This is a genomic window from Lentilactobacillus kefiri (assembly GCF_009739535.1).
GTDB lineage: Bacteria > Bacillota > Bacilli > Lactobacillales > Lactobacillaceae > Lentilactobacillus > Lentilactobacillus kefiri.
Genome location: NZ_CP029972.1, coordinates 39,011 through 56,620, shown reverse-complemented (window position 1 = coordinate 56,620; position 17,610 = coordinate 39,011). Strand labels below are relative to the sequence as shown.

General features: G+C 43.4%; 20 protein-coding genes, 3 pseudogenes and 1 other annotated feature. Of the genes and pseudogenes, 11 read left to right on the top strand and 12 right to left on the bottom strand.

Annotation, left to right across the window (positions count from 1 at the left end):
• Positions 1-15: 15 nt before the first annotated feature.
• The 4 genes from DNL43_RS12310 to DNL43_RS11925 all read right to left on the bottom strand — a co-directional run bounded on the left by DNL43_RS12310 (position 16) and on the right by DNL43_RS11925 (position 3,009).
• Positions 16-267, bottom strand: coding sequence for a transposase (locus DNL43_RS12310; RefSeq protein WP_095347954.1), 252 nt, complete (start codon positions 265-267; stop codon positions 16-18).
• 187 nt (positions 268-454) lie between these two features.
• On the bottom strand, positions 455-607 hold the full coding sequence (locus tag DNL43_RS12135) for a hypothetical protein (RefSeq protein WP_080467032.1): 153 nt from the start codon (positions 605-607) through the stop codon (positions 455-457).
• A gap of 17 nt (positions 608-624) precedes the next feature.
• A complete protein-coding gene (locus tag DNL43_RS11930) occupies positions 625-867 on the bottom strand; it encodes a GlsB/YeaQ/YmgE family stress response membrane protein (protein ID WP_003560515.1) in 243 nt (80 codons plus the stop codon).
• Positions 868-1,269: 402 nt separating this feature from the next.
• Positions 1,270-3,009, bottom strand: a complete 1,740-nt coding sequence (locus DNL43_RS11925) for a pyruvate oxidase (protein WP_003560513.1) — start codon at positions 3,007-3,009, stop codon at positions 1,270-1,272.
• 191 nt (positions 3,010-3,200) lie between these two features.
• Between DNL43_RS11925 and DNL43_RS11920 the strand changes: the two are divergent.
• The 4 genes and pseudogenes from DNL43_RS11920 to DNL43_RS11905 all read left to right on the top strand — a co-directional run.
• A pseudogene (locus tag DNL43_RS11920) lies at positions 3,201-3,815 on the top strand (IS30-like element ISLpl1 family transposase); the annotation flags it as partial.
• Positions 3,816-3,886: 71 nt separating this feature from the next.
• Positions 3,887-4,686 (top strand): IS5 family transposase gene (locus DNL43_RS11915; RefSeq protein WP_179286864.1). Its coding sequence is split into 2 segments (ribosomal slippage): positions 3,887-4,175 and positions 4,175-4,686, totalling 801 coding nucleotides; the frame shifts between segments, so codons are not numbered across the junction.
• Between the two features lie 263 nt (positions 4,687-4,949).
• Positions 4,950-5,168 (top strand): DUF2188 domain-containing protein, encoded by a 219-nt coding sequence (locus DNL43_RS11910; RefSeq protein WP_010579558.1) that lies wholly within the window; start codon positions 4,950-4,952, stop codon positions 5,166-5,168.
• Entirely contained in the window at positions 5,168-5,344 is a 177-nt protein-coding gene (locus tag DNL43_RS11905) for a hypothetical protein (protein ID WP_156645095.1), read from the top strand. The genes DNL43_RS11910 and DNL43_RS11905 overlap by 1 nt, the downstream gene beginning before the upstream one ends.
• Positions 5,345-5,811: 467 nt before the next feature.
• Here DNL43_RS11905 and DNL43_RS11900 read toward each other — a convergent pair.
• Together DNL43_RS11900 and DNL43_RS11895 are read right to left on the bottom strand one after the other, a co-directional pair.
• Positions 5,812-6,599 (bottom strand): IS5 family transposase gene (locus tag DNL43_RS11900; protein WP_156645093.1). Its coding sequence is split into 2 segments (ribosomal slippage): positions 5,812-6,341 and positions 6,341-6,599, totalling 789 coding nucleotides; the frame shifts between segments, so codons are not numbered across the junction.
• 297 nt (positions 6,600-6,896) lie between these two features.
• Positions 6,897-7,450, bottom strand: a pseudogene (locus DNL43_RS11895) (recombinase family protein).
• A 294-nt stretch (positions 7,451-7,744) separates the two neighbouring features.
• On the opposite strand from DNL43_RS11895, the gene DNL43_RS11890 reads away from it, so the two are divergent.
• The 6 genes from DNL43_RS11890 to DNL43_RS12385 all read left to right on the top strand — a co-directional run bounded on the left by DNL43_RS11890 (position 7,745) and on the right by DNL43_RS12385 (position 10,222).
• Positions 7,745-8,098 carry a hypothetical protein gene (locus DNL43_RS11890; protein ID WP_046783642.1) on the top strand — a complete coding sequence of 118 codons (354 nt, stop codon included), beginning with the start codon at positions 7,745-7,747 and terminating at the stop codon, positions 8,096-8,098.
• Positions 8,082-8,261: a hypothetical protein gene (locus tag DNL43_RS11885; RefSeq protein WP_156645091.1), complete on the top strand. Its 180-nt coding sequence runs from the start codon at positions 8,082-8,084 to the stop codon at positions 8,259-8,261. Before DNL43_RS11890 ends, DNL43_RS11885 begins: the two co-directional genes overlap by 17 nt.
• Positions 8,262-8,290: 29 nt before the next feature.
• Complete coding sequence (locus DNL43_RS12305; RefSeq protein ID WP_002816285.1) at positions 8,291-8,542, top strand: IS3 family transposase; 252 nt, start codon at positions 8,291-8,293, stop codon at positions 8,540-8,542.
• Positions 8,543-8,595: 53 nt separating this feature from the next.
• Positions 8,596-8,991 (top strand): IS3 family transposase, encoded by a 396-nt coding sequence (locus DNL43_RS12300; RefSeq protein WP_263863753.1) that lies wholly within the window; start codon positions 8,596-8,598, stop codon positions 8,989-8,991.
• Between the two features lie 69 nt (positions 8,992-9,060).
• Positions 9,061-9,848 (top strand): IS5 family transposase gene (locus DNL43_RS11875; RefSeq protein WP_156645089.1). Its coding sequence is split into 2 segments (ribosomal slippage): positions 9,061-9,319 and positions 9,319-9,848, totalling 789 coding nucleotides; the frame shifts between segments, so codons are not numbered across the junction.
• Positions 9,842-10,222 (top strand): integrase core domain-containing protein, encoded by a 381-nt coding sequence (locus DNL43_RS12385; protein ID WP_404807935.1) that lies wholly within the window; start codon positions 9,842-9,844, stop codon positions 10,220-10,222. The genes DNL43_RS11875 and DNL43_RS12385 overlap by 7 nt, the downstream gene beginning before the upstream one ends.
• Before the next feature lie 485 nt (positions 10,223-10,707).
• Here DNL43_RS12385 and asnB read toward each other — a convergent pair whose 3' ends face one another.
• Together asnB and DNL43_RS11860 are read right to left on the bottom strand one after the other, a co-directional pair.
• Complete coding sequence (gene asnB / locus DNL43_RS11865; RefSeq protein ID WP_156645087.1) at positions 10,708-12,297, bottom strand: asparagine synthase B; 1,590 nt, start codon at positions 12,295-12,297, stop codon at positions 10,708-10,710.
• A 66-nt stretch (positions 12,298-12,363) separates the two neighbouring features.
• Positions 12,364-12,612 (bottom strand) — a binding site (T-box leader).
• Positions 12,613-13,051: 439 nt separating this feature from the next.
• Complete coding sequence (locus DNL43_RS11860) at positions 13,052-13,639, bottom strand: recombinase family protein (protein WP_040168095.1); 588 nt, start codon at positions 13,637-13,639, stop codon at positions 13,052-13,054.
• A 223-nt stretch (positions 13,640-13,862) separates the two neighbouring features.
• Here DNL43_RS11860 and DNL43_RS11855 point away from each other — a divergent pair.
• Positions 13,863-14,099 (top strand): annotated as a pseudogene (locus tag DNL43_RS11855) (ISL3 family transposase); the annotation flags it as partial.
• On the opposite strand, the gene DNL43_RS11850 reads toward DNL43_RS11855, so the two are convergent.
• Genes DNL43_RS11850 through DNL43_RS11835 form a run of 4 tightly spaced genes read right to left on the bottom strand, consistent with a single transcriptional unit; the run spans position 14,063 to position 17,558 of the window.
• Positions 14,063-14,272 (bottom strand): hypothetical protein, encoded by a 210-nt coding sequence (locus tag DNL43_RS11850; RefSeq protein WP_225364714.1) that lies wholly within the window; start codon positions 14,270-14,272, stop codon positions 14,063-14,065. The pseudogene DNL43_RS11855 and the gene DNL43_RS11850 sit on opposite strands and share 37 nt — an antisense overlap.
• A gap of 19 nt (positions 14,273-14,291) precedes the next feature.
• A complete protein-coding gene (locus DNL43_RS11845; RefSeq protein WP_095345013.1) occupies positions 14,292-15,002 on the bottom strand; it encodes an ECF transporter S component in 711 nt (236 codons plus the stop codon).
• 7 nt (positions 15,003-15,009) lie between these two features.
• Complete coding sequence (locus tag DNL43_RS11840) at positions 15,010-16,674, bottom strand: ABC transporter ATP-binding protein (protein ID WP_095345014.1); 1,665 nt, start codon at positions 16,672-16,674, stop codon at positions 15,010-15,012.
• On the bottom strand, positions 16,662-17,558 hold the full coding sequence (locus tag DNL43_RS11835) for an energy-coupling factor transporter transmembrane component T (RefSeq protein WP_095345015.1): 897 nt from the start codon (positions 17,556-17,558) through the stop codon (positions 16,662-16,664). Before DNL43_RS11835 ends, DNL43_RS11840 begins: the two co-directional genes overlap by 13 nt.
• Positions 17,559-17,610 lie beyond the last annotated feature (52 nt).

Genomic DNA, 17,610 nt, shown 5'->3' with positions numbered 1-17,610 from the left:
AATCAAAGATATTGGTTACTTCTGCGCAAGGAAGCCCAGGGTTTTTTTTAGGATTTCGTTCTCCTCAGACAGCGAAGCCAGTCGCTTTTCCATCGCTTTGATTTCGTCTGGCGATTTACCAGATTGATTTTTGGCCTGGCCCTGGATCCACTTATGAACTGTTGAATAGCCAATGCCATATTCTCTGGCCAGTTGGGCAGCTGATTCGCCTTGCTTATATAGGTTGATAATGTTTTGTTTGAATTCTTTGTCGTAACGAGTTGGCATGTAAAAATTCCTTCCTTTTGAGAGACGATTTATTCATTATACGCTCTCTTAAAAGTTGTCTCAGGAATCAGCTTACATCCATATATTGTTTTGACTTAAAATAATAAAAAAGCTACCCGGAAAAAACGGATAGCTTTTTTATTTCAATAAAGGGTACTGAATAAACATTTTGTTAAATTCCAAATTTTTAATTTGACTTTGAACCATAAATTTCATTCTGAAGCTTGTCACCGAAAATATCAATCTTTTTTGTTGCGAAAAGTGTACCACCCAATAAGACACCGCTCACAATGAGGGTACTAGCGATCATAAATTTAAAAACAGCTTTTAATGCATCCATAGTTACTCACCTGCTTTCTAGGATCGTTTAACAACAAAGGAAACAATCAGAACTAAAATAACGGCACCGATAATTGACGGAATAAGTGCCATTCCGGCCAAACTCGGTCCCCAAGACCCCAGTAGTGCTTGACCGATGGCTGATCCAATTAAGCCAGCTACAATATTAGCGATCCAACCCATCGATTGGCCGTTGTTCGTAATTGCGCCCGCCAAGGCACCGATGACGGCGCCAACAATAATTGCCCAAATAAAGCCCATGATAAATTCCTCCTAACGTGATGATGGTTATTTGTTACTGACCTAAGTTCAAGTATCAATGAAATGACTGGACACTGACAAGCTGGGTATAGTTAAAAGCATTCATATCTCAATTATATATAATATTTAGGTCATTATTAGAAAAGAAACAAATATCATATATTAATTAAAGGTTATCACGGCTATCTTAAAACTGTCAAAAACGAAGATTTCAAATTAACTTTTTCAGGTATCATTTATCAATAAATTCTAGGTGAATCCTGAGTTTTAGACCAAAAAGCCCTTCAGCACCAACAAATCACTATGCAATATATCTATTAGTGCCGAAAGGCTTTTGTTAAAAGACACTTCAAATAGTGATTGGGATTTTTTCCTTTGAATTCGGTGGCCTACTTGTTTTGCTTAGAAAAATTGGCGCAAAATATCTTTTAGTGGTGGTAGTTCAGGTATTTTTTTCTCTTCTTTAAGATATTGGCTGCCAAATTTCATGTATCCTTTAGCTTCCTGACCGACAATCTTGCCCGGCAAAGGTGCATCATCACTGACATAAGCATTGATCAGTACCGGCATATTCTGGACCCGATAGGCTCTGTTCAATGCGTTCTTAAATTCTTCGGAAGTTTTAGCAGTAATACCAACACCGCCAGCCGCATCGGCAAATTTGGCGTAATCCATATCCTGTAAGTCGATTTGATAATTTAATTGGCCGGCGGCCTGTTGTTCGTATTCAATAAAGGCCAGCTTTGAATTATTGAGTACGATATTAATTAATGGTAACTTGTATTTAACCGCCGTAATGAAATCCTGCATGACCATTGCAAACGCACCATCACCATTAACCGAGATAACCGGTCGATCGGGATAATTTATTTTTGCTGCAATCGCTCCCGGTAATGCACATCCCATTGTCCCTAAGTAAGAGGACAAGATAAATTTTTGTGTTGGTGATACGTTTAAGAAACGGGCGCTCCAAGAGGTGGCTGTTCCAACATCAATTGAATAAATTGTATTAAGCGGTGCCGTTTCATTAATATCGTTAAATAATGCTTCGGGTGCAACTGGTTTGGAATCGAGTTCACGTTTGCCGGTCATCCAACGATTCCAGTTAGCAACATTTTCCTGACAGGCCTTTAAGAAACCATCATCAGGATGGAGGATCGTTGTTTCAGAAGAATTAAGTTGCTTTATAACGTCTTTGATATCGGCTACCAATCCAACATCAGCCGGATAACGTTTTCCGATTGCTGATGCACTGGTATTGATTTGGATGCTTTTGGCCGTCCCTGGTTTGGGCAAGTACGCGGTATAGGGATAATTTGTGCCGAACATTAGAAGCAGATCGGTATTTTGCATGGCTTCATAAGCCGGCTTTGTCCCCAACTTACCAACATTTCCCAGCGAATTAGGATGATTGTCGCCAATGATCCCCTTTGCGGGCAACGTTGAAATAAACGGAATATGGTTTTGCTCTAAGAAGGCCGCAACCTGGCTGCCGGCTTTTTTTGCCCCCAAGCCAACCAATGCAAGCGGTTTTTTGGAATCACGAATCAGTTTAGCGGCTGTATTAAGTCGATTGTCATCTATTTGTGGTGATGTCAATTGGAAAGAAGAAGCGGAACTGATATAGTGGTCGCTGACCCTTTGTTCCGGAAGGTTATCCGGAATGGTTAAAACTGCGACTCCATGTTTCTCATAAGCCGTTCGAATGGCTTCATCAACGATTTCAGCTAAATTGTCAGTGGCAGAAATTAGTTTATTATAGACCGCAACGTCCGCAAATAGTTGTGGTGTATTCACTTCTTGGAAGTATTCCTCGTTTAAAAACTGGGTATCAACCTGACCAAGTAAAGCCAGTACTGGCACGTGATCCATTTTGGCATCATAAAGGCCATTTAACATATGAATTGCGCCTGGCCCACCGATTGAAAGACAGACACCAAGCTTACCGGTTAACTTAGCCTCGGCCGCTGCTGCCAAGGAAGCAACTTCTTCGTGACGGACTTGGACAAATCCGATCTGATCCTGTTGTTTGCGTAAAGCATCGACAGTTGTATCGATGGAATCCCCCGGTAGTCCATAAACGTGTTTTACATGCCAATCAATTAAGACGTCGACTAATTGTTCAGAAGCTTTTTGAGCCATATTGCGTCATCCTTTCCATAAACGATGTTAAGAAAGCTTACTTTCATTGTAGACAATTTAAATGGAATTGCAAAAACTAGAATTATTAATATGGTAGATTGTAAAATTAATCCGAACGCTGTTCGGACAAAAAAGATCAGCTTCCTTTAAAATGGTGTTTACCACAAACCCATCTTTTAGGAGCTGATCTTTTGTCTAGTATAACCTATTCCGAACGAATTAAAATCGAAACCTTTTGTGAACTAGGGCTGTCCAATATCCAAATGGGCGTTCGGCTGAACCGATCACCGTCAACAATTTCTTATGAATTATCTCGATGTCAACCTTATCAGGCTGAATTAGCACAAACAGATGCCGAATACAAGCGATCACGATGTGGTCGGAAAACTAAGCTGAGCGATGAGTTAAAGCAAAAAATTCTCAACCATTTACGTCTAAGCTGGTCACCAGGAATGATTGCTCACGAATTTAAACTAGCGACTAAATCTATTTATAATTGGCTAAATCAGGGGAGAATTGATTTCTCCTTGAATGATCTACCTGAACATGGCGTACGCCAACGGCGTAACGTTGACCAACGATCCAAATATAATCAATCTTTGGGGCGATCAATTGAACAGCGTCCCATGATGATTAATCAACGTAATCGCATCGGCGATTTTGAACTAGATACAGTCGTTGGTCCTCGTGGGCATAGTAAGGCAGTTTTATTAACTTTAATCGATCGCAAATCACGGTTCCTTTGGGCATACCGGTTAAAAGATCGGACGACAGCGACTGTTAATGAAGCACTAACTAAGTTCCTAAGAAGCTGTTTAGTATCTTTGATTTTGACCCAATAATTTGATAAACTACTGTCAAAAAAGTTGGTGATCATATGCAACATTTTAGTCATCATTACCAAAGCGATATTTCTCGGCAACAATTCGATTTGATCCGTCAGGATCTGGAAGCTTCAAGAAAACGAACTCACCCAAAACACATTGATCCTTATGATATCTTCTGTGCCATGCTCTATGTCCTTAAAAATGGCTGTACTTGGCGTGATTTGCCGGCTGATTATCCAAAGTGGTCCACCGTTTACTACTATTGGATGAGTTGGTCAAAAGCCCCCACCCCTGATAAACCAGCTTTATTAACTCAGGTTTTAAAAAAATTGTCGCTGATCGACGATTAAGGCAAGGGCGGTCAGCCCGAACTTCGTTCGTCATTTTAGATGCCCAAAGCATTAAGAACACCGCTACCGCTGAAAATAAGGGTTACGATGGTGGCAAGAAAATTTCCGGCATTAAGCGCCATTTAGCCGTTGACATCAATGGATTCCCGCAAGCTATCCATATTACCCGGGCTAACATCACTGATTGTGACGGGGCGATTGCCCTCGTCACCCTTAATTTAGAGCAGTTTAAATTGGTTCGAACCATGATGGTTGATAGTGGTTATACCGGCCAAAATTTTGCCAATGAGATTAGCAGTTTAACCTCAGCCAAGGTAATCGTCGTTAAAAAAAATGAGTTACACCAATTTTTGGTTATCCCCCAACGGTGGCTCATTGAACGTTCATTTAGTTGGTTGGGAAATTATCATCGTTTATGGCGTAACTGTGAGCGTAAGCTCAACACTAGTCTCATGATGGTTTCGTTAGCTTTTATCAGGTTATTTCTCAAAAGATACTAAACAGTTTCTAACCACTTTTAATGAGAGCGTAAAATATCATCATAATTCAATGTCTAGTTCGAAATTTATAATTAGAAACCTTTTTGGGGCAAATTACATGGATACTATTTCTTAGTTAAAATATGAGTCTAGTGACTATCGGTTGAAACTAAAGCAACTTTTTTGACAACGCTTACCAACATGCTGTAATCTTATTTAATATATAACAAATAGTCTATATACTCTTTTCCATATCTAAAATCATATGAATGGAGGTTATTGAAATGCCTTGGAATGAACAAAATTACCCACCATCAATGAAAAATTTGAAAAAAGTGGTTCGAAAAAAAGCTATTGAGATCGCAAATGCGCTTAAAGAAAAAAATTATGACGATAAGCGGGCCATTTCAATTGCTACGGAACAAGCGGAAAAATGGTATCAACATCGCTCTGATTTAAAAGACGACACTCCATTCAAGAAGAATTTAAGGAGGCATAGCTAATGATATCACTTTTGGAAAAACACCCAAACAAAATTACTCCTCATATACCAATAGAAAAGCCTAAAAAGCAATTACCACAAAGATTTCCAGTAAAGACTCCACCTGAACCCCCCCAAATAAATCCAGAAAAAATATACCCTGAAAAACAACCTGAAGAGCCGGTTAGGCGTGATTAATAAGCCGTTTATGTTAGATTACAAATTCCAATTTGAAGGGGGCCACATAAATCAGAGTGAATTCCCATGAGGCATACTAAATACAATATTGGAGACTACGTTTTAAATTGCAAATAATTCGGATTAAATTTGTAATCTACCTTAATCTATTTCGTTTAGTATCCTTTACTATATATAATAAGGAGGTCTCTAATGCTAGTTTTTCTGTCAACATCATTCATATCATCCAATGATAAGATGTGGTCACGAGTTGGCATAAATAAAAATCAACAATTCCCGCCATTGGCAATAGATTTAGGATGACGTTCCCTTAATTTTGAATGGTGTCCATGGTCTTAGTTAAATTTTTCTTGTTTCTGCCCAATTGATTCAATTCAGTAACTATGACAACACCACCTTAACAAATCATAATTTGGATAATAGTATGTTCCATTTGAAAGCTAAGTCTTAGAAACTGTTTGAGATCTCTAAAAGCGGCGTAGGAAAACTGAGACAAACGCTAAAGTTACCATCGTTGTACTGGTGTGCAGCTGTCGTTCACAGTTTTTCCAGAGCCGACGATATTTTTCCAACCAGCTAAAGGAGCGTTCAATTATCCAGCGTTGTGGCAACACTTCAAATTTAGGTAACTCATTTCGTTTGGCGACTTGGGTGGTCGCTTTTAAATTAAGCTGGACATCCATGGCGAAATTGCGGCCACTGTAACCACCATCAACCAATACACTTCGAACCCGGCGTAAGTTTTCGGCGTTTAAGGCTAACATGGCACTGGCGCCGTCACGGTCAGAGACATTGGCCCGCGTTAAATGAATGGCTTGCGGAAAGCCATTCATATCCACTGCTAGATGCCGCTTAATTCCGGAAATTTTCTTACCGGCATCATAGCCTTTATTCTCGGCCGTTTCGGTATTTTTAACACTCTGAGCGTCAACGATAATGAAGGAAGTTAACGCCGAACGATCCTGCTTGGATCGTAAGGTAGCGACAATTTTTTTAAAACCTGATCTAACAGTGATGGCTCTGCTGGCGTTGGTTGCCGAGACCATAAGCGAAAATACGTGTAGACCGTTTGCCACTTGGGAAAATCATGCGGTAATGCCCGCCATTGAGCGCCGGTCTTTAAGATATATAGAATGGCACAGAAAACGTCATATAAATCAACTTGCCGCGGCTTCGTCCGTTGACAAAAGTTTTCTAGTTCTGAGCGAATGACTTCAAACTGTTGGCGAGTAATATTACTGGGATAATTAGGCATAACAATTTCCTTTTTTGCAAAAGTATACCAAAACTCAATTTAGATCTCAAACAGTTTCTTATAATTAGCATAGGGTTAATGGCTCTAATCAAAATACCCGCAAAAGGCCTGCTCAACTAACAATTGAGTAGGCCTTTTGTAGTACAAATTAATCCTTATCACAACTAACCTCAATAGCACAACAGGTATAAATAGTGCCTAAAATCCCTAAATAAATTTCTCTCACAACTGTTTAATAAAGCGGCAATCCCCGTTGTACGTGATTAATTAAACATTCAATTCTTAAAACACCTATTTTTAAATCGACTTAAACCTTCGCTGTTGCGTGCGTTTACTAATCCCCGTCTTTCGTTCAATCATCTTATAAGTCATGCCTTGTTTTCGCAACTCATAAGCAAATCTGATCTGTTCATCAGAATACGTTTTCGGTCGCCCTTCCCGAAACAACGGATCATGTTGCTTGGCATACACTTTACCTTCTTGTGTGCGCGTGACAATCATATCGCGTTCAAACTGCGCAAAGGCGCTAAATATTGTAAAGACTAGTTGGCCAGTCGGCGTATTGTCAATTAAGCCCATATTCAAAATGTTAACTTTGACATTTTCTTTAAACAACTCTTGGATAATGGCTAAGGCCTCTCGTGTGTTCCGCGCAAACCGATCCAACTTAGTGACAATCAAAGTATCGCCTGTTTTTAGAACGCGCAACAGTTTTTGAAACTCCGGTCGTTCGGTAGTTGTGCCGGTAAACTTTTCTTGAAAGGTTTTTCTGCTCCTGCCAATTTTAGTAACTCAATTTGATTTGCTAATTTTTGATCAGTGGTACTGACCCGCGCATAGCCATATTTTATCTTTTTATCTCCTTACTTATGTCATTAAGTAATGACACGGTTCTAACCCTTTAATTATACAGTATCAAAAAACAGGCCACAACTGTTAAGTTGTGGCCCACTTTTACTGATGAAGCTTAGTTTCAAATTTTTCTTTGTATCACTATCTATTGTGAATAAATACTTTGATAAATAAGATCTAAGATTTTTGAGTTTCAATTTTTCTTTATACTAAACTAATGTAGGAAAGTTAAGGCAATGGATGCTTTTTATAGTCTAACAGAGTAGACTATATGCTTAAGAGGGTCACTGAATATGAAAAAGAGAAAGTTACTTGTCTTTGCTATTATAGCAGTTGCACTTATTTTTTTTGGGGGGATTTATCTAAATTCAGACATCTACGTAACACATCAAGTAAATACAAAGGTCAATAGAGTTATCCAGGCAGGAAATACAAAAGAACTTAAAAGAATCTCAAATGATAAAACAACTTACAAATTTTTAATTAGTTTATCCAATTCCACTCGCTGCAAAGATACGTCAGATTTTCAAGGCGGGACAAATAAGAATGCTTATTATGTAACTACACTTAATAAACAAAAAATAGGGGTTCACATGTATAAGGCCAGTTTATTCAATTGGAGGATTAAATATGTCGAAAAACAATAGAGTGTTTGTCATTTTCTTTTCGATTCTTTTATTTTTGACAGTTGGCATGAGTGAAAAAGCTTATGCCGAACAAATATCTGGAACTGTTCACAATGAGCTTGTAGGGACTTTTGGATGTAAGCTGATTTCTGAGACAACTTTTAAGAGAGGGTATAATGAATAAATCGTCTCTCAAAAGGAAGGAATTTTTACATGCCAACTCGTTACGACAAAGAATTCAAACAAAACATCATCAACCTATATAAACAAGGCGAATCAGCCGCCCAACTGGCCAGAGAATATGGCATTGGCTATTCAACCGTTCATAAGTGGATCCAGGGCCAAGCCAAAACTCAATCCGGTAAATCGCCAGACGAAATTAAAGCGATGGAAAAACGGCTGGCTTCCCTGTCTGAGGAGAACGAAATCCTAAAAAAAGCCCTGGGCTTCCTTGCGCAGAAGTAACCAATATTTTTGATTACATTCACCAAGAAAGCCATCACCACCAGGTAACTAAGATGTGCCGAATCCTCGGTGTTTCCAGAGCTCAGTATTATCGTTATCGATCCCCAAAGCCTTCAAAACGCCAGGCCGAAGATGAGGACTTAAAACAACGGATTCTGCGGATCTTTGCGGAATTCAAGCAGCGATACGGCGTTATGAAGATCCACCATGAATTGAATCTGGAACTTCAACCACTGCAGCGTCGGTGCAGCCCAAGACGGATTTCCCGGCTCATGAAGGAACTGGATATCCACTCCGTTACCGTCAATAAATGGAAAGCGGCTTCGGCTTCCAAAACCAAGGTTGAACAGCGTCTCAACTTGCTTAAGCAGGATTTCTCGACCACTGGTTTAAATCAAAAATGGACCGCTGATATGACCTATATTCAAACGAAGCGTAATGGCTACTGATTTAGTCTTAGAAGCTGTCCAAGATCTATGATTTTTGATATACTTCTATGTAAAAAGCGAGTTTAAGCTATGAAAAATTATCCCAGCAATATTACTCGGCAACAATTTGAATTAATTCGACCAGCTTTAGAAAATTTTCGTAAGCGAACTAAGCCTCGAAAATATGACCTCTACGAGGTCTTCTGTGCGGTCCTATATGTCTTGAAAACCGGTTGCCAATGGCGTCAAGTCCCCGGTGATTTCCCAGAATGGCGGTCAGTTTACAACTATTACAAAATTTGGTCAACTAAAGCTGAGCCTACGGCTGATTCTTTATTGGAACAAGTTTTAAAAAGATTGTCTTTACCTTACGATCTCAACAAGATCGTTCGGCGTTAACTTCCTTTATTATCGTTGACGCTCAGAGCGTCAAAAACACCGCTACTGCTGAAAACAAAGGTTACGACGCTGGTAAGAAAATCTCGGGGATTAAGCGCCATCTGGCAGTTGATATCAATGGCTTTCCGCAGGCCATTCACATGACGCGAGCGAACGTCTCTGATCGAGACGGGGCCAGTGCAATGATTGCTTTACATGCCATGCATTTACGCCAGGTTCAAAATGTCTTGGTTGATGGTGGTTATTCAGGCGTTAATTTTCAGCTCGATGTAGCCAGTAATTTAAACGCAACCGTGCAGGTTGCGAAGCGCAATGAGTTGCATCGATTCGAAGTCATGCCCCAACGTTGGGTAGTCGAACGATCTTTTAGTTGGCTAGAGAATTGTCGGCGACTTTGGAAAAATTGTGAGCGTCAATTAACCACCAGTCTGCAAATGGTCGTTTTAGCGTTTTTAGCACTATTACTTAAGAGATTTTAGACAGCTTCTTAAAGACCCTGGAAAGCGCGGTTAAAAATCGAACCATTACTGGGGACCTGATTATCCACACAGACTTAGGATCACAGTACACCAGCGATGATTACAACCAACGGTTAACAGAACTACATATCCGCCACTCTTACAGCCGTAAGGGGTGTCCATACGATAATGCACCAATGGAATCTTTTCATGCTTCCCTCAAAAAGGAATGTGTTTATCCAGTGCCGGTCTTTGAGAATTATGAAACTGCCGCTGCTGTCCTTTTTGAATATGTGCATGCTTTCTACAATAGGAAGAGAATTCATAGTTCACTGGGCTACCAGACCCCCTTACAAGTTGAAATCGCAACACTTACGAGCCAAATGGCCGCCTGATTTAATGCTTTCCATGGTTCAAATAAGTTATTAATCACGATTAATGATTTATTTGAGCTGTGGAAGGTAAACGCGGTTCTGAATGTCTCTTAAAACCTGTCTCAAATATTGACTTCAATCCAAAATTTAATTCAACTTTTGGCATAATGAAGTTCCTTTCAGATTTCACAAAGTCCTATTTAGAATTTACACCAATTATACGGACATAACCGGTTATCGGACCGGTCAAATAAAAGGACAGATAGAAAAGGGCGCCAGTGGTTCAATTAATGAACTCGCTGACGCCCTTTGATTTAGGAATGTAATGTTCCTTGCGGTATCTCTAACTTAGCCATACGGCCTGTCGAGGAGGTTAGTCGCACTTCCGATAACGTGCTCCCCAACCGCAGGCCTAGTGGCTAAGTCCGGACGGAGAACGATGCGTTCCGCATCAACCCCTGTCCTATCCTTAGCCCACGGCCTGCCTTATGGTTGGTCCGCACTCACTACTTGCCCGAGTCCCCGTAGTTGGAGAGAACGCGAGCGGATGGGTCGTCAACGTCGCAACCTTCCCAGTCGCTGTTTGGCATCCAGTAGTCCTTGATCCATTCGGCCTTGCCCGGGAAGAATTCTTCAAAGATGTCGCGGTAGAGCAAGGATTCCTTGGTAAACGGCGTCTTGTAGGCGTACTTTTCGCTGGCCTTGGCCACGTCTTCATCCGTGTACTTGGCGTCGGCGTATTCCTTTAAGTCGTCGACCAGGGAGTGACCAACGGCATCGGAGAAGGCCGCCTTTTCCCGCATCAAGATGTCGTCTGGCAAGTAGTCTTGTCCGGCAAAGGCCATCCGCAACAGGTACTTACCCTTGTCGTAGTGGTTCATCTTCATGTCCGGGTCTAAGGACATCACGTATTCCACGAAGTCGAGGTCGGCAAACGGCACCCGGCCTTCAAGGGAGTTAGCCGAGATGCAACGGTCGGCCCGCAGCACGTCGTACATGTACAGTTCACGAACCCGCTTCATCGATTCGCTTTGGAAGGCCTCGGCGTTTGGCGCGTAGTCGGTGTACTTGTAGCCAAACATTTCGTCGGAACATTCCCCGGTCAGGATCACCTTCAGGTCGGTCGTTTCGTGGATCTTCTTGCACAATAGGTACATTCCGATCGAGGCCCGGATGGTCGTAATGTCCCAGGTTTCCAGGGTATAAATAACCTTACGCAGCGCCCCTAAAACATCGTCGCGAGTCATGATGAATTCGGTGTGGTCAGTGCCTAAGTAGTCGGCAACTTCGCGGGCGTACTTGAGATCGATCGGGTTGCGGTCCATCCCGATCGCAAAGGTCCGTAACTTCTTGCCCGGCATTAACTTAGATGCGATCGAGCAAACCAGGGAAGAATCCAGGCCCCCGGACAACAGGTAGCCCACCGGAGCGTCAGCGTAGAGCCGCTTTTCCACCCCCTTGACCAGGTAATCACGGATGCCGGTCGTGGCTTCTTCAAAGCTCGGCGTGTGCATCCGGGTAACCATGGCCGGGTCGCGGTAGGTAACGAACTTTTCGCCGTCGTAGTAGTGGCCCGGTGGGAACGGGAAGATTTGGTCGCACAAGTCCATCAGGGTCTTGGCCGTGGAACCAAAGGCGATTTCGCCCTTCTCCTTGGTGTAGCCGTAAAACATTGGCCGGATCCCGATCGGGTCACGTCCGGCCACGACCTTCTTGGCCACCTTGTCGTATAAGACGAAGGCGAACTCGGCGTCGAGCATCTTGCACATGGTGTCCAGCCCGTACTTACGGTAGAGCGGGATCAAAACTTCGCAGTCACTAGAGCTTTGGAAGCTGAAGTCGTCTTTTACGTTCTCCTTGAGCTGTAAGAAGTTATAGATTTCCCCGTTGCAGACCAGGGTGCAATCTTCGCCCTTGAAGGGTTGCATCCCGTCATCGGACAGGTCCATGATCGCCAGGCGGTTGAAACCAAACATCACCGCGTCTTCTTCAACGGTTTCGGTCATGTCCGGGCCGCGGTCAACGTTTTTCTCCAGGGCGTCGCAAAAGGTCGTTAAATCAAATTCCTTAGAATCAACAGCTAAAAATCCGCACATTGTAAAGTCTCCTTTGTGGTTAAACCGTGGATGAAAAAAATAAGCCTTTCACCCCTTGCTTTTTTGACAAGGGACGAAAGGCTTATTTCCGCGGTACCACCCAAGTTGGCTAGGGTATTACTAGCCCACTTTTCATTGAGTACAAACATACTCATCCGGTGGTAACGTTCCGGTCACGACTAAGCCTACTTTGCAATGCATTTGGGTTAGTAATCTTCGAAAGTGTTATTCAATCGCAGAGGGTTGGTCAGGTTTCCACTAGCCCTGACTCACTGGACAAATCAACGACCTACTCGTCTTTCTAATTTTTCTCTTATTTAATTTTTTCCAATTCTAGCGAACTTTATTTAAGTTGGCAAGCCCCTAAAGCGATTTTTTTGAAAAAAGTGCCACGCCCCGACCAAAAAAGGGGCCAAAACGGGGTGAAGAACGAACTTCTCAAATCGGGGTGCAGATCCGGTTCGGAAGTGCAAAAGCGCACCCAAAGAAGCTTATTAACCCTTTCTAATAAATCGGCTAATAATTGATTCTATAATAAAGTATGGGTAAAGAAAGCAAGTAGGGGAGGTTAATTCACCCATCGGGGGCGAGAAGTAGACGAAAAACGCACCAATGTAATTGAATTATGGTGATTATTTATACGCTCAAGCATCAGTAGACAATATATAGGTCGTCTCTCTAGCGCCACAACTTCTATTTGGTAACGGCCTGTTCTGGGATTGTCCTCAACGACTGGCTAACTTGTTCTTGCAATTTACGATCTTTTTATATTGCACTTCTTGCGATATCTGATAAAAGTTGTTCGCTTAATACCGGTATTACGGGCGACGTCTACATCACTCATGCCCGTCTGATAAAGCTTAAAAGCATGTAGTAAGCGGGGATCATCTTCGGTATATTGGGGTTTGCGCCCATGATATTTCCCCTGCTGTTTGGCCAGAAAAATCCCCTGTTGTTGACGCTCAATAATCCGCTTCCGTTCACTTTCGGCCTGATACTTATACAGTTCAATGATTAAGTTAGTCATCAGTTGACGCAAGTTAGGATCCGCAATCCCCGTCATGGACGGCAAATTCAACACATCTAGGGTGGCACCTTTGTTCTGAATGGTGTTCATAATCTTAGTTAAGTCCTGGTTATTTCTGCCTAAGCGATCTAATTCAGTGACCAGGACAATATCACCCTCACGAATATAGGCCAACATTTTTTGCAGTTCTGGCCGATTAGTGTTAGCCCCACTTAATTTATCCGTAAATAATTTATCAACGCCTCTTAAAGCCGCTAATTGTCGATCTAAATGTTGCTCCTTGGAACTCACACGCGCATAACCAATTTTAGCCATTTCCAGTTCTCCTTTTGGACAGTCCTAATGAACACTTTTAATGCCTAGTATAGCACAGAAGCAAAAAAGGCCACTAGGGTATACCCTATTGGCCGTTTTTGATCCATTATCAATGGCTTTTTAAATTAGGGCCTAGTACTTTTTGATAACAAAAAAAGGCATCTAAGCCTCCCTAGTGCTATGCTTTAAGCGACGAAACTCAAGATAAGCGGGGTAGGAATAGATGTCTCAACTAGATAATCCACTTAAATTACTGGGAATTACAGACACAAACATTCAGGTGTTCGGTACTCGTGAGGAATTTCATGGTCGGGGCTCGGGTCGCAAAAAGTATTTGGTCATCCAGGCAGAGCTTACCTACACACTCAGGCGCTGTCCCAGCTGTGGATACAATACGTTGCACCCTAACGGACACAAGCTCACTCATGTCGCGGTCGTCTTGCCTGACAATCCGGTCTTGTTTTTAATCATCAGATTCTTCGCGTAACGGTAGTTGGTTTTGATCTTGCTATTTTGATAAGCACGACTGGCGGTCTTAACGCTGGCTGCATTGGCGGTGAAGGCTGGTGCGATACTGCCAAATCCTAATAGGGTTGAAGCAGAGATCATGAGTAGCTTTGATGTTAATTTCATTGATTAATCCATCCTTTTTCTATTGGTTTTTATCCGGTAAAATATTGTATTTGGTGACTAAGCGGTGAAACAGCTTCTCCCATGGTTTGTAAAATAGCGCGATGAGAAAGGCATTGGATGCTGCGTGGAACGTGTCAAATGGAAAGAAACTGGCCGCAAAAGCCAAGATAAAACTCTTGATGGTCAGCGGTGATACGTAGGCCAGGGCGTACCAGAGGTCCATGATCCAGCCAAACAAATAGCCCCAGACGCAGGCAAACACGATCATAAAAATCAGACTATGGGACAATCGGGCCTTCATGAAGAGGCCAGCGGTTAACCCCATTAAGCCCCAGGCGACCATCTGCCAAGGCGTCCATGGTCCTTGACCCATAAACATGTTGGAAACCAGTGCCGTGGTAGATCCTGTGATAAAGCCCAGTTCCGGGCCGAGACTGACACCGCTTAGAATTACGACGAAGCTGGCTCCCTGCACACCAGGAATGGCGCCCAGTGGGACCCGGGTGGCAACCGCCAACGCGATCAAAACGGCGACAAACACCAACGTTTGGGTGCTGATTGGATCGTGTTCGAAGCGCCAGTACGCGGGTAAAAGGCTACAGATTAGGCACATAAAGCTAAATAATAGGTAGTGCTTTCCCTTCAATAAGACAATGAATAGCAGAAAAATAAACATTAACAATAACGCAATTAATAACCGATACCGGTTGAGTAACGAAGATTGTTTCAAGTAACACTCACCCCCTTTCTGGATGGTTCGCCAGCTTCAGATCGACTGGCAGTAGGGCGTCCTTAACCTGATCACGGGCAATCCGGTTAATTGGCGTGGTGAAGAAAAAGTTATCGGCAAAAAATGATTGCGTGGCAAGCAGCGTGTTGAGATGGCCATCAAACATAAACGTGCATTTGTCGGCAAATTTAGCACAGAATTCCATGTCGTGGCTGGCAATCACAATGGTCATACCGGCTTGTTGGTACTGTTTCAGCAGGTTGCCCACCTGAATTTTGGTGTAGGGATCCAGTCCCTTGGTTGGCTCGTCCAGAACCAACAGATCAGGGGTCGCCATCAGTGCGATTGCTAATCCAACCAGCTGTTGTTGGCCGCCACTAATGTCAAATGGATTTTGTTTCTCAATACGGTTCAAATGAAATTGATTAATCATATGGTCAACTTGGGCCTTAGCGTCTGGCAACCGTAATTCAGCCGCCTGAACTTCCAGCTCCTCACGAACGGTATCGGCTGTAAATTGGAGACGGGGAGTTTGCGATAGAAATGCCAGTTTGGCCATTCGCTGGTTAATGGCCATTTTCCAAACTAACTGGTGGACGAAACGAATTTTGCCGTGCTGCGGCGTCATTAGTCCACAAATCAGCGTTAACAGGGTTGATTTGCCGGAGCCGTTTTTGCCGATAATTGCCAACCACGTACCGGGATTAATCGCCAGGTTCAGGTGATGGAGGACGTTATGTTGGCCGTCGAAGCTAAAGGAAATGTTATTGACGGTTAGAATTGGTTTTTCGGCTGGGGGTAATTGCGCAACCTTGCCGCCGGTCGTCACTGATTGAAATTGAAGATGGTGAGTCCGAATCGCCGACTGGGCATCGGCTACTGAAATCGGCAATTGGGAGGTTCGAATCTGTTGATCTAAGAAGAGCTTGGGAATTGACGGTACGAAATAGGTCAAGTGGGCATCAGTGGCCATTTTTGCCAAGCCGCTGTGGGGATCACCGTCAAAGGTCAGGTGGTAATCCTGCAGGAGAATCATCCGGTTGGCCATGGCTGCTACCGTGCTCAGCCGGTGTTCAGTCAACATAATTGTAATCCCTAATTCTTGATTAATCCGCCCTAAAACGGTGAGAAAATGCTGAGCGGTCGGCGGATCCAACTGGGACGTGGGTTCGTCCAGTAAAATTAATTTTGGGCGCAAGATGAGAACCGAAGCCAGGTTTACCAACTGAAGCTGGCCGCCGGATAATTGATGTATTTGGCGATCGAGGTTTTGATCCAAACCTAAGAAATTTGCCAGTTCGGTAATCCGGCGTTCGATTTCATTGCTGGGACAGCCAATATTTTCTAATGGGAAGGCCAGTTCTTCGATCACCGTTGCCATCACCGGCTGGGTTTGTGGATCTTGGGCCACATAGCCGACGGTTTGGGCACTCACCAACTTCGGCATGTCAGCAACCGGTGTTTCGGCAATTTGAACGTCACCAGTTCGGGCTCCTTTGGGCATGAGCTCCTTTTTCAAATGGTTAAGCAGGGTCGTCTTGCCACTGCCGGTATTACCGGCAATCACAATAAAATCGCCGGGGTCAATGGTGAAGTTGACGTCGTCCAGAACGGGGGTTGATTGATCGGGATAGGTGAACGTGAGATGGGTCACGGTAGCTAATTTTTGCATGAACGATAGACCCCCTCTGAGATTAATGGTAGTAAGAATAGGAGTGCCGTGACGACGATGGGCCAAGTATCGCCCGGCGTAAAAATGGTGGTGAAATTGGCGACTGAACGACTGGTGCCCATTGAAAGAATCCGGACGCCGATAGTTGCAACTAGCATGACGGTGGCAATCGTGATGAACAGCAGGTCACTAAACTGCCAGTGATACGAGCGGTAGTGGGTCCGCTTGGCGGCGCCAAATCCGCGGGCGTCCATTAAATTGGCGGTTTCCATCGCAGAAGACAGGGCGTCCTGCAGAAGAATTTCGAAGATGTGGAGCGTTTTTTGGGTGCGGGTCTTCAATGATCCATTAACCACGTCGACGTTGCGGGTTTTTTGCAGGCGCAAAATCCGTTTGAGCCTATCGGTGAAGCTGGTGACCAGCGTAAACGAAATGGTGACCAGTACTGCCAGCCGGGGCGCAATCGGCGAGAACACGTAGATCAGCTTGCTGGGGGTCAGAACCGCGTTTAGGACTGAAAAAACAAACAGCATTGCGATCAGGACAATTGCCATCGCAATGCCGTACAGAAATGCCGGATACGAAAATTTGAACGTCAGAATGCCCCATTTGAAATGCCAAAGAATCGGCGGAAACTTTTGATTGAGGAGCGTATTGAAAAATAGAATCATTAATAGAAATGAAACGGCGTATTTCAGTTGGCGCGCCGTCTTTTGGCCGCCAAGGTAGTAGGTGGCTGTGATCGTGAGCGCGATGAACTCAGCCACCGCGACCGCCACGTGATTAAACAGCAGGAGGCAGACGATCAGCTCAGTAAAGTACAGCGTGAGCGCTACTGGATGAAGCTGCGAAAAAAACGTCATCTTGATTGGGGTGTGTGTCATGGAAAATCCCGACTTTCTAAGGGTTAGTAAGCCCTTTCAACAGTATATCATC

Coding starts and splice junctions, on each gene's coding strand:
- DNL43_RS12310 (WP_095347954.1), bottom strand. CDS start 267: ATGCCAACTCGTTACGACAAAGAATTCAAACAAAACATTATCAACCTA.
- DNL43_RS12135 (WP_080467032.1), bottom strand. CDS start 607: ATGGATGCATTAAAAGCTGTTTTTAAATTTATGATCGCTAGTACCCTC.
- DNL43_RS11930 (WP_003560515.1), bottom strand. CDS start 867: ATGGGCTTTATTTGGGCAATTATTGTTGGCGCCGTCATCGGTGCCTTG.
- DNL43_RS11925 (WP_003560513.1), bottom strand. CDS start 3,009: ATGGCTCAAAAAGCTTCTGAACAATTAGTCGACGTCTTAATTGATTGG.
- DNL43_RS11910 (WP_010579558.1), top strand. CDS start 4,950: ATGCCTTGGAATGAACAAAATTACCCACCATCAATGAAAAATTTGAAA.
- DNL43_RS11905 (WP_156645095.1), top strand. CDS start 5,168: ATGATATCACTTTTGGAAAAACACCCAAACAAAATTACTCCTCATATA.
- DNL43_RS11890 (WP_046783642.1), top strand. CDS start 7,745: ATGAAAAAGAGAAAGTTACTTGTCTTTGCTATTATAGCAGTTGCACTT.
- DNL43_RS11885 (WP_156645091.1), top strand. CDS start 8,082: ATGTCGAAAAACAATAGAGTGTTTGTCATTTTCTTTTCGATTCTTTTA.
- DNL43_RS12305 (WP_002816285.1), top strand. CDS start 8,291: ATGCCAACTCGTTACGACAAAGAATTCAAACAAAACATCATCAACCTA.
- DNL43_RS12300 (WP_263863753.1), top strand. CDS start 8,596: ATGTGCCGAATCCTCGGTGTTTCCAGAGCTCAGTATTATCGTTATCGA.
- asnB (WP_156645087.1), bottom strand. CDS start 12,297: ATGTGCGGATTTTTAGCTGTTGATTCTAAGGAATTTGATTTAACGACC.
- DNL43_RS11860 (WP_040168095.1), bottom strand. CDS start 13,639: ATGGCTAAAATTGGTTATGCGCGTGTGAGTTCCAAGGAGCAACATTTA.
- DNL43_RS11850 (WP_225364714.1), bottom strand. CDS start 14,272: ATGAAATTAACATCAAAGCTACTCATGATCTCTGCTTCAACCCTATTA.
- DNL43_RS11840 (WP_095345014.1), bottom strand. CDS start 16,674: ATGCAAAAATTAGCTACCGTGACCCATCTCACGTTCACCTATCCCGAT.
- DNL43_RS11835 (WP_095345015.1), bottom strand. CDS start 17,558: ATGACACACACCCCAATCAAGATGACGTTTTTTTCGCAGCTTCATCCA.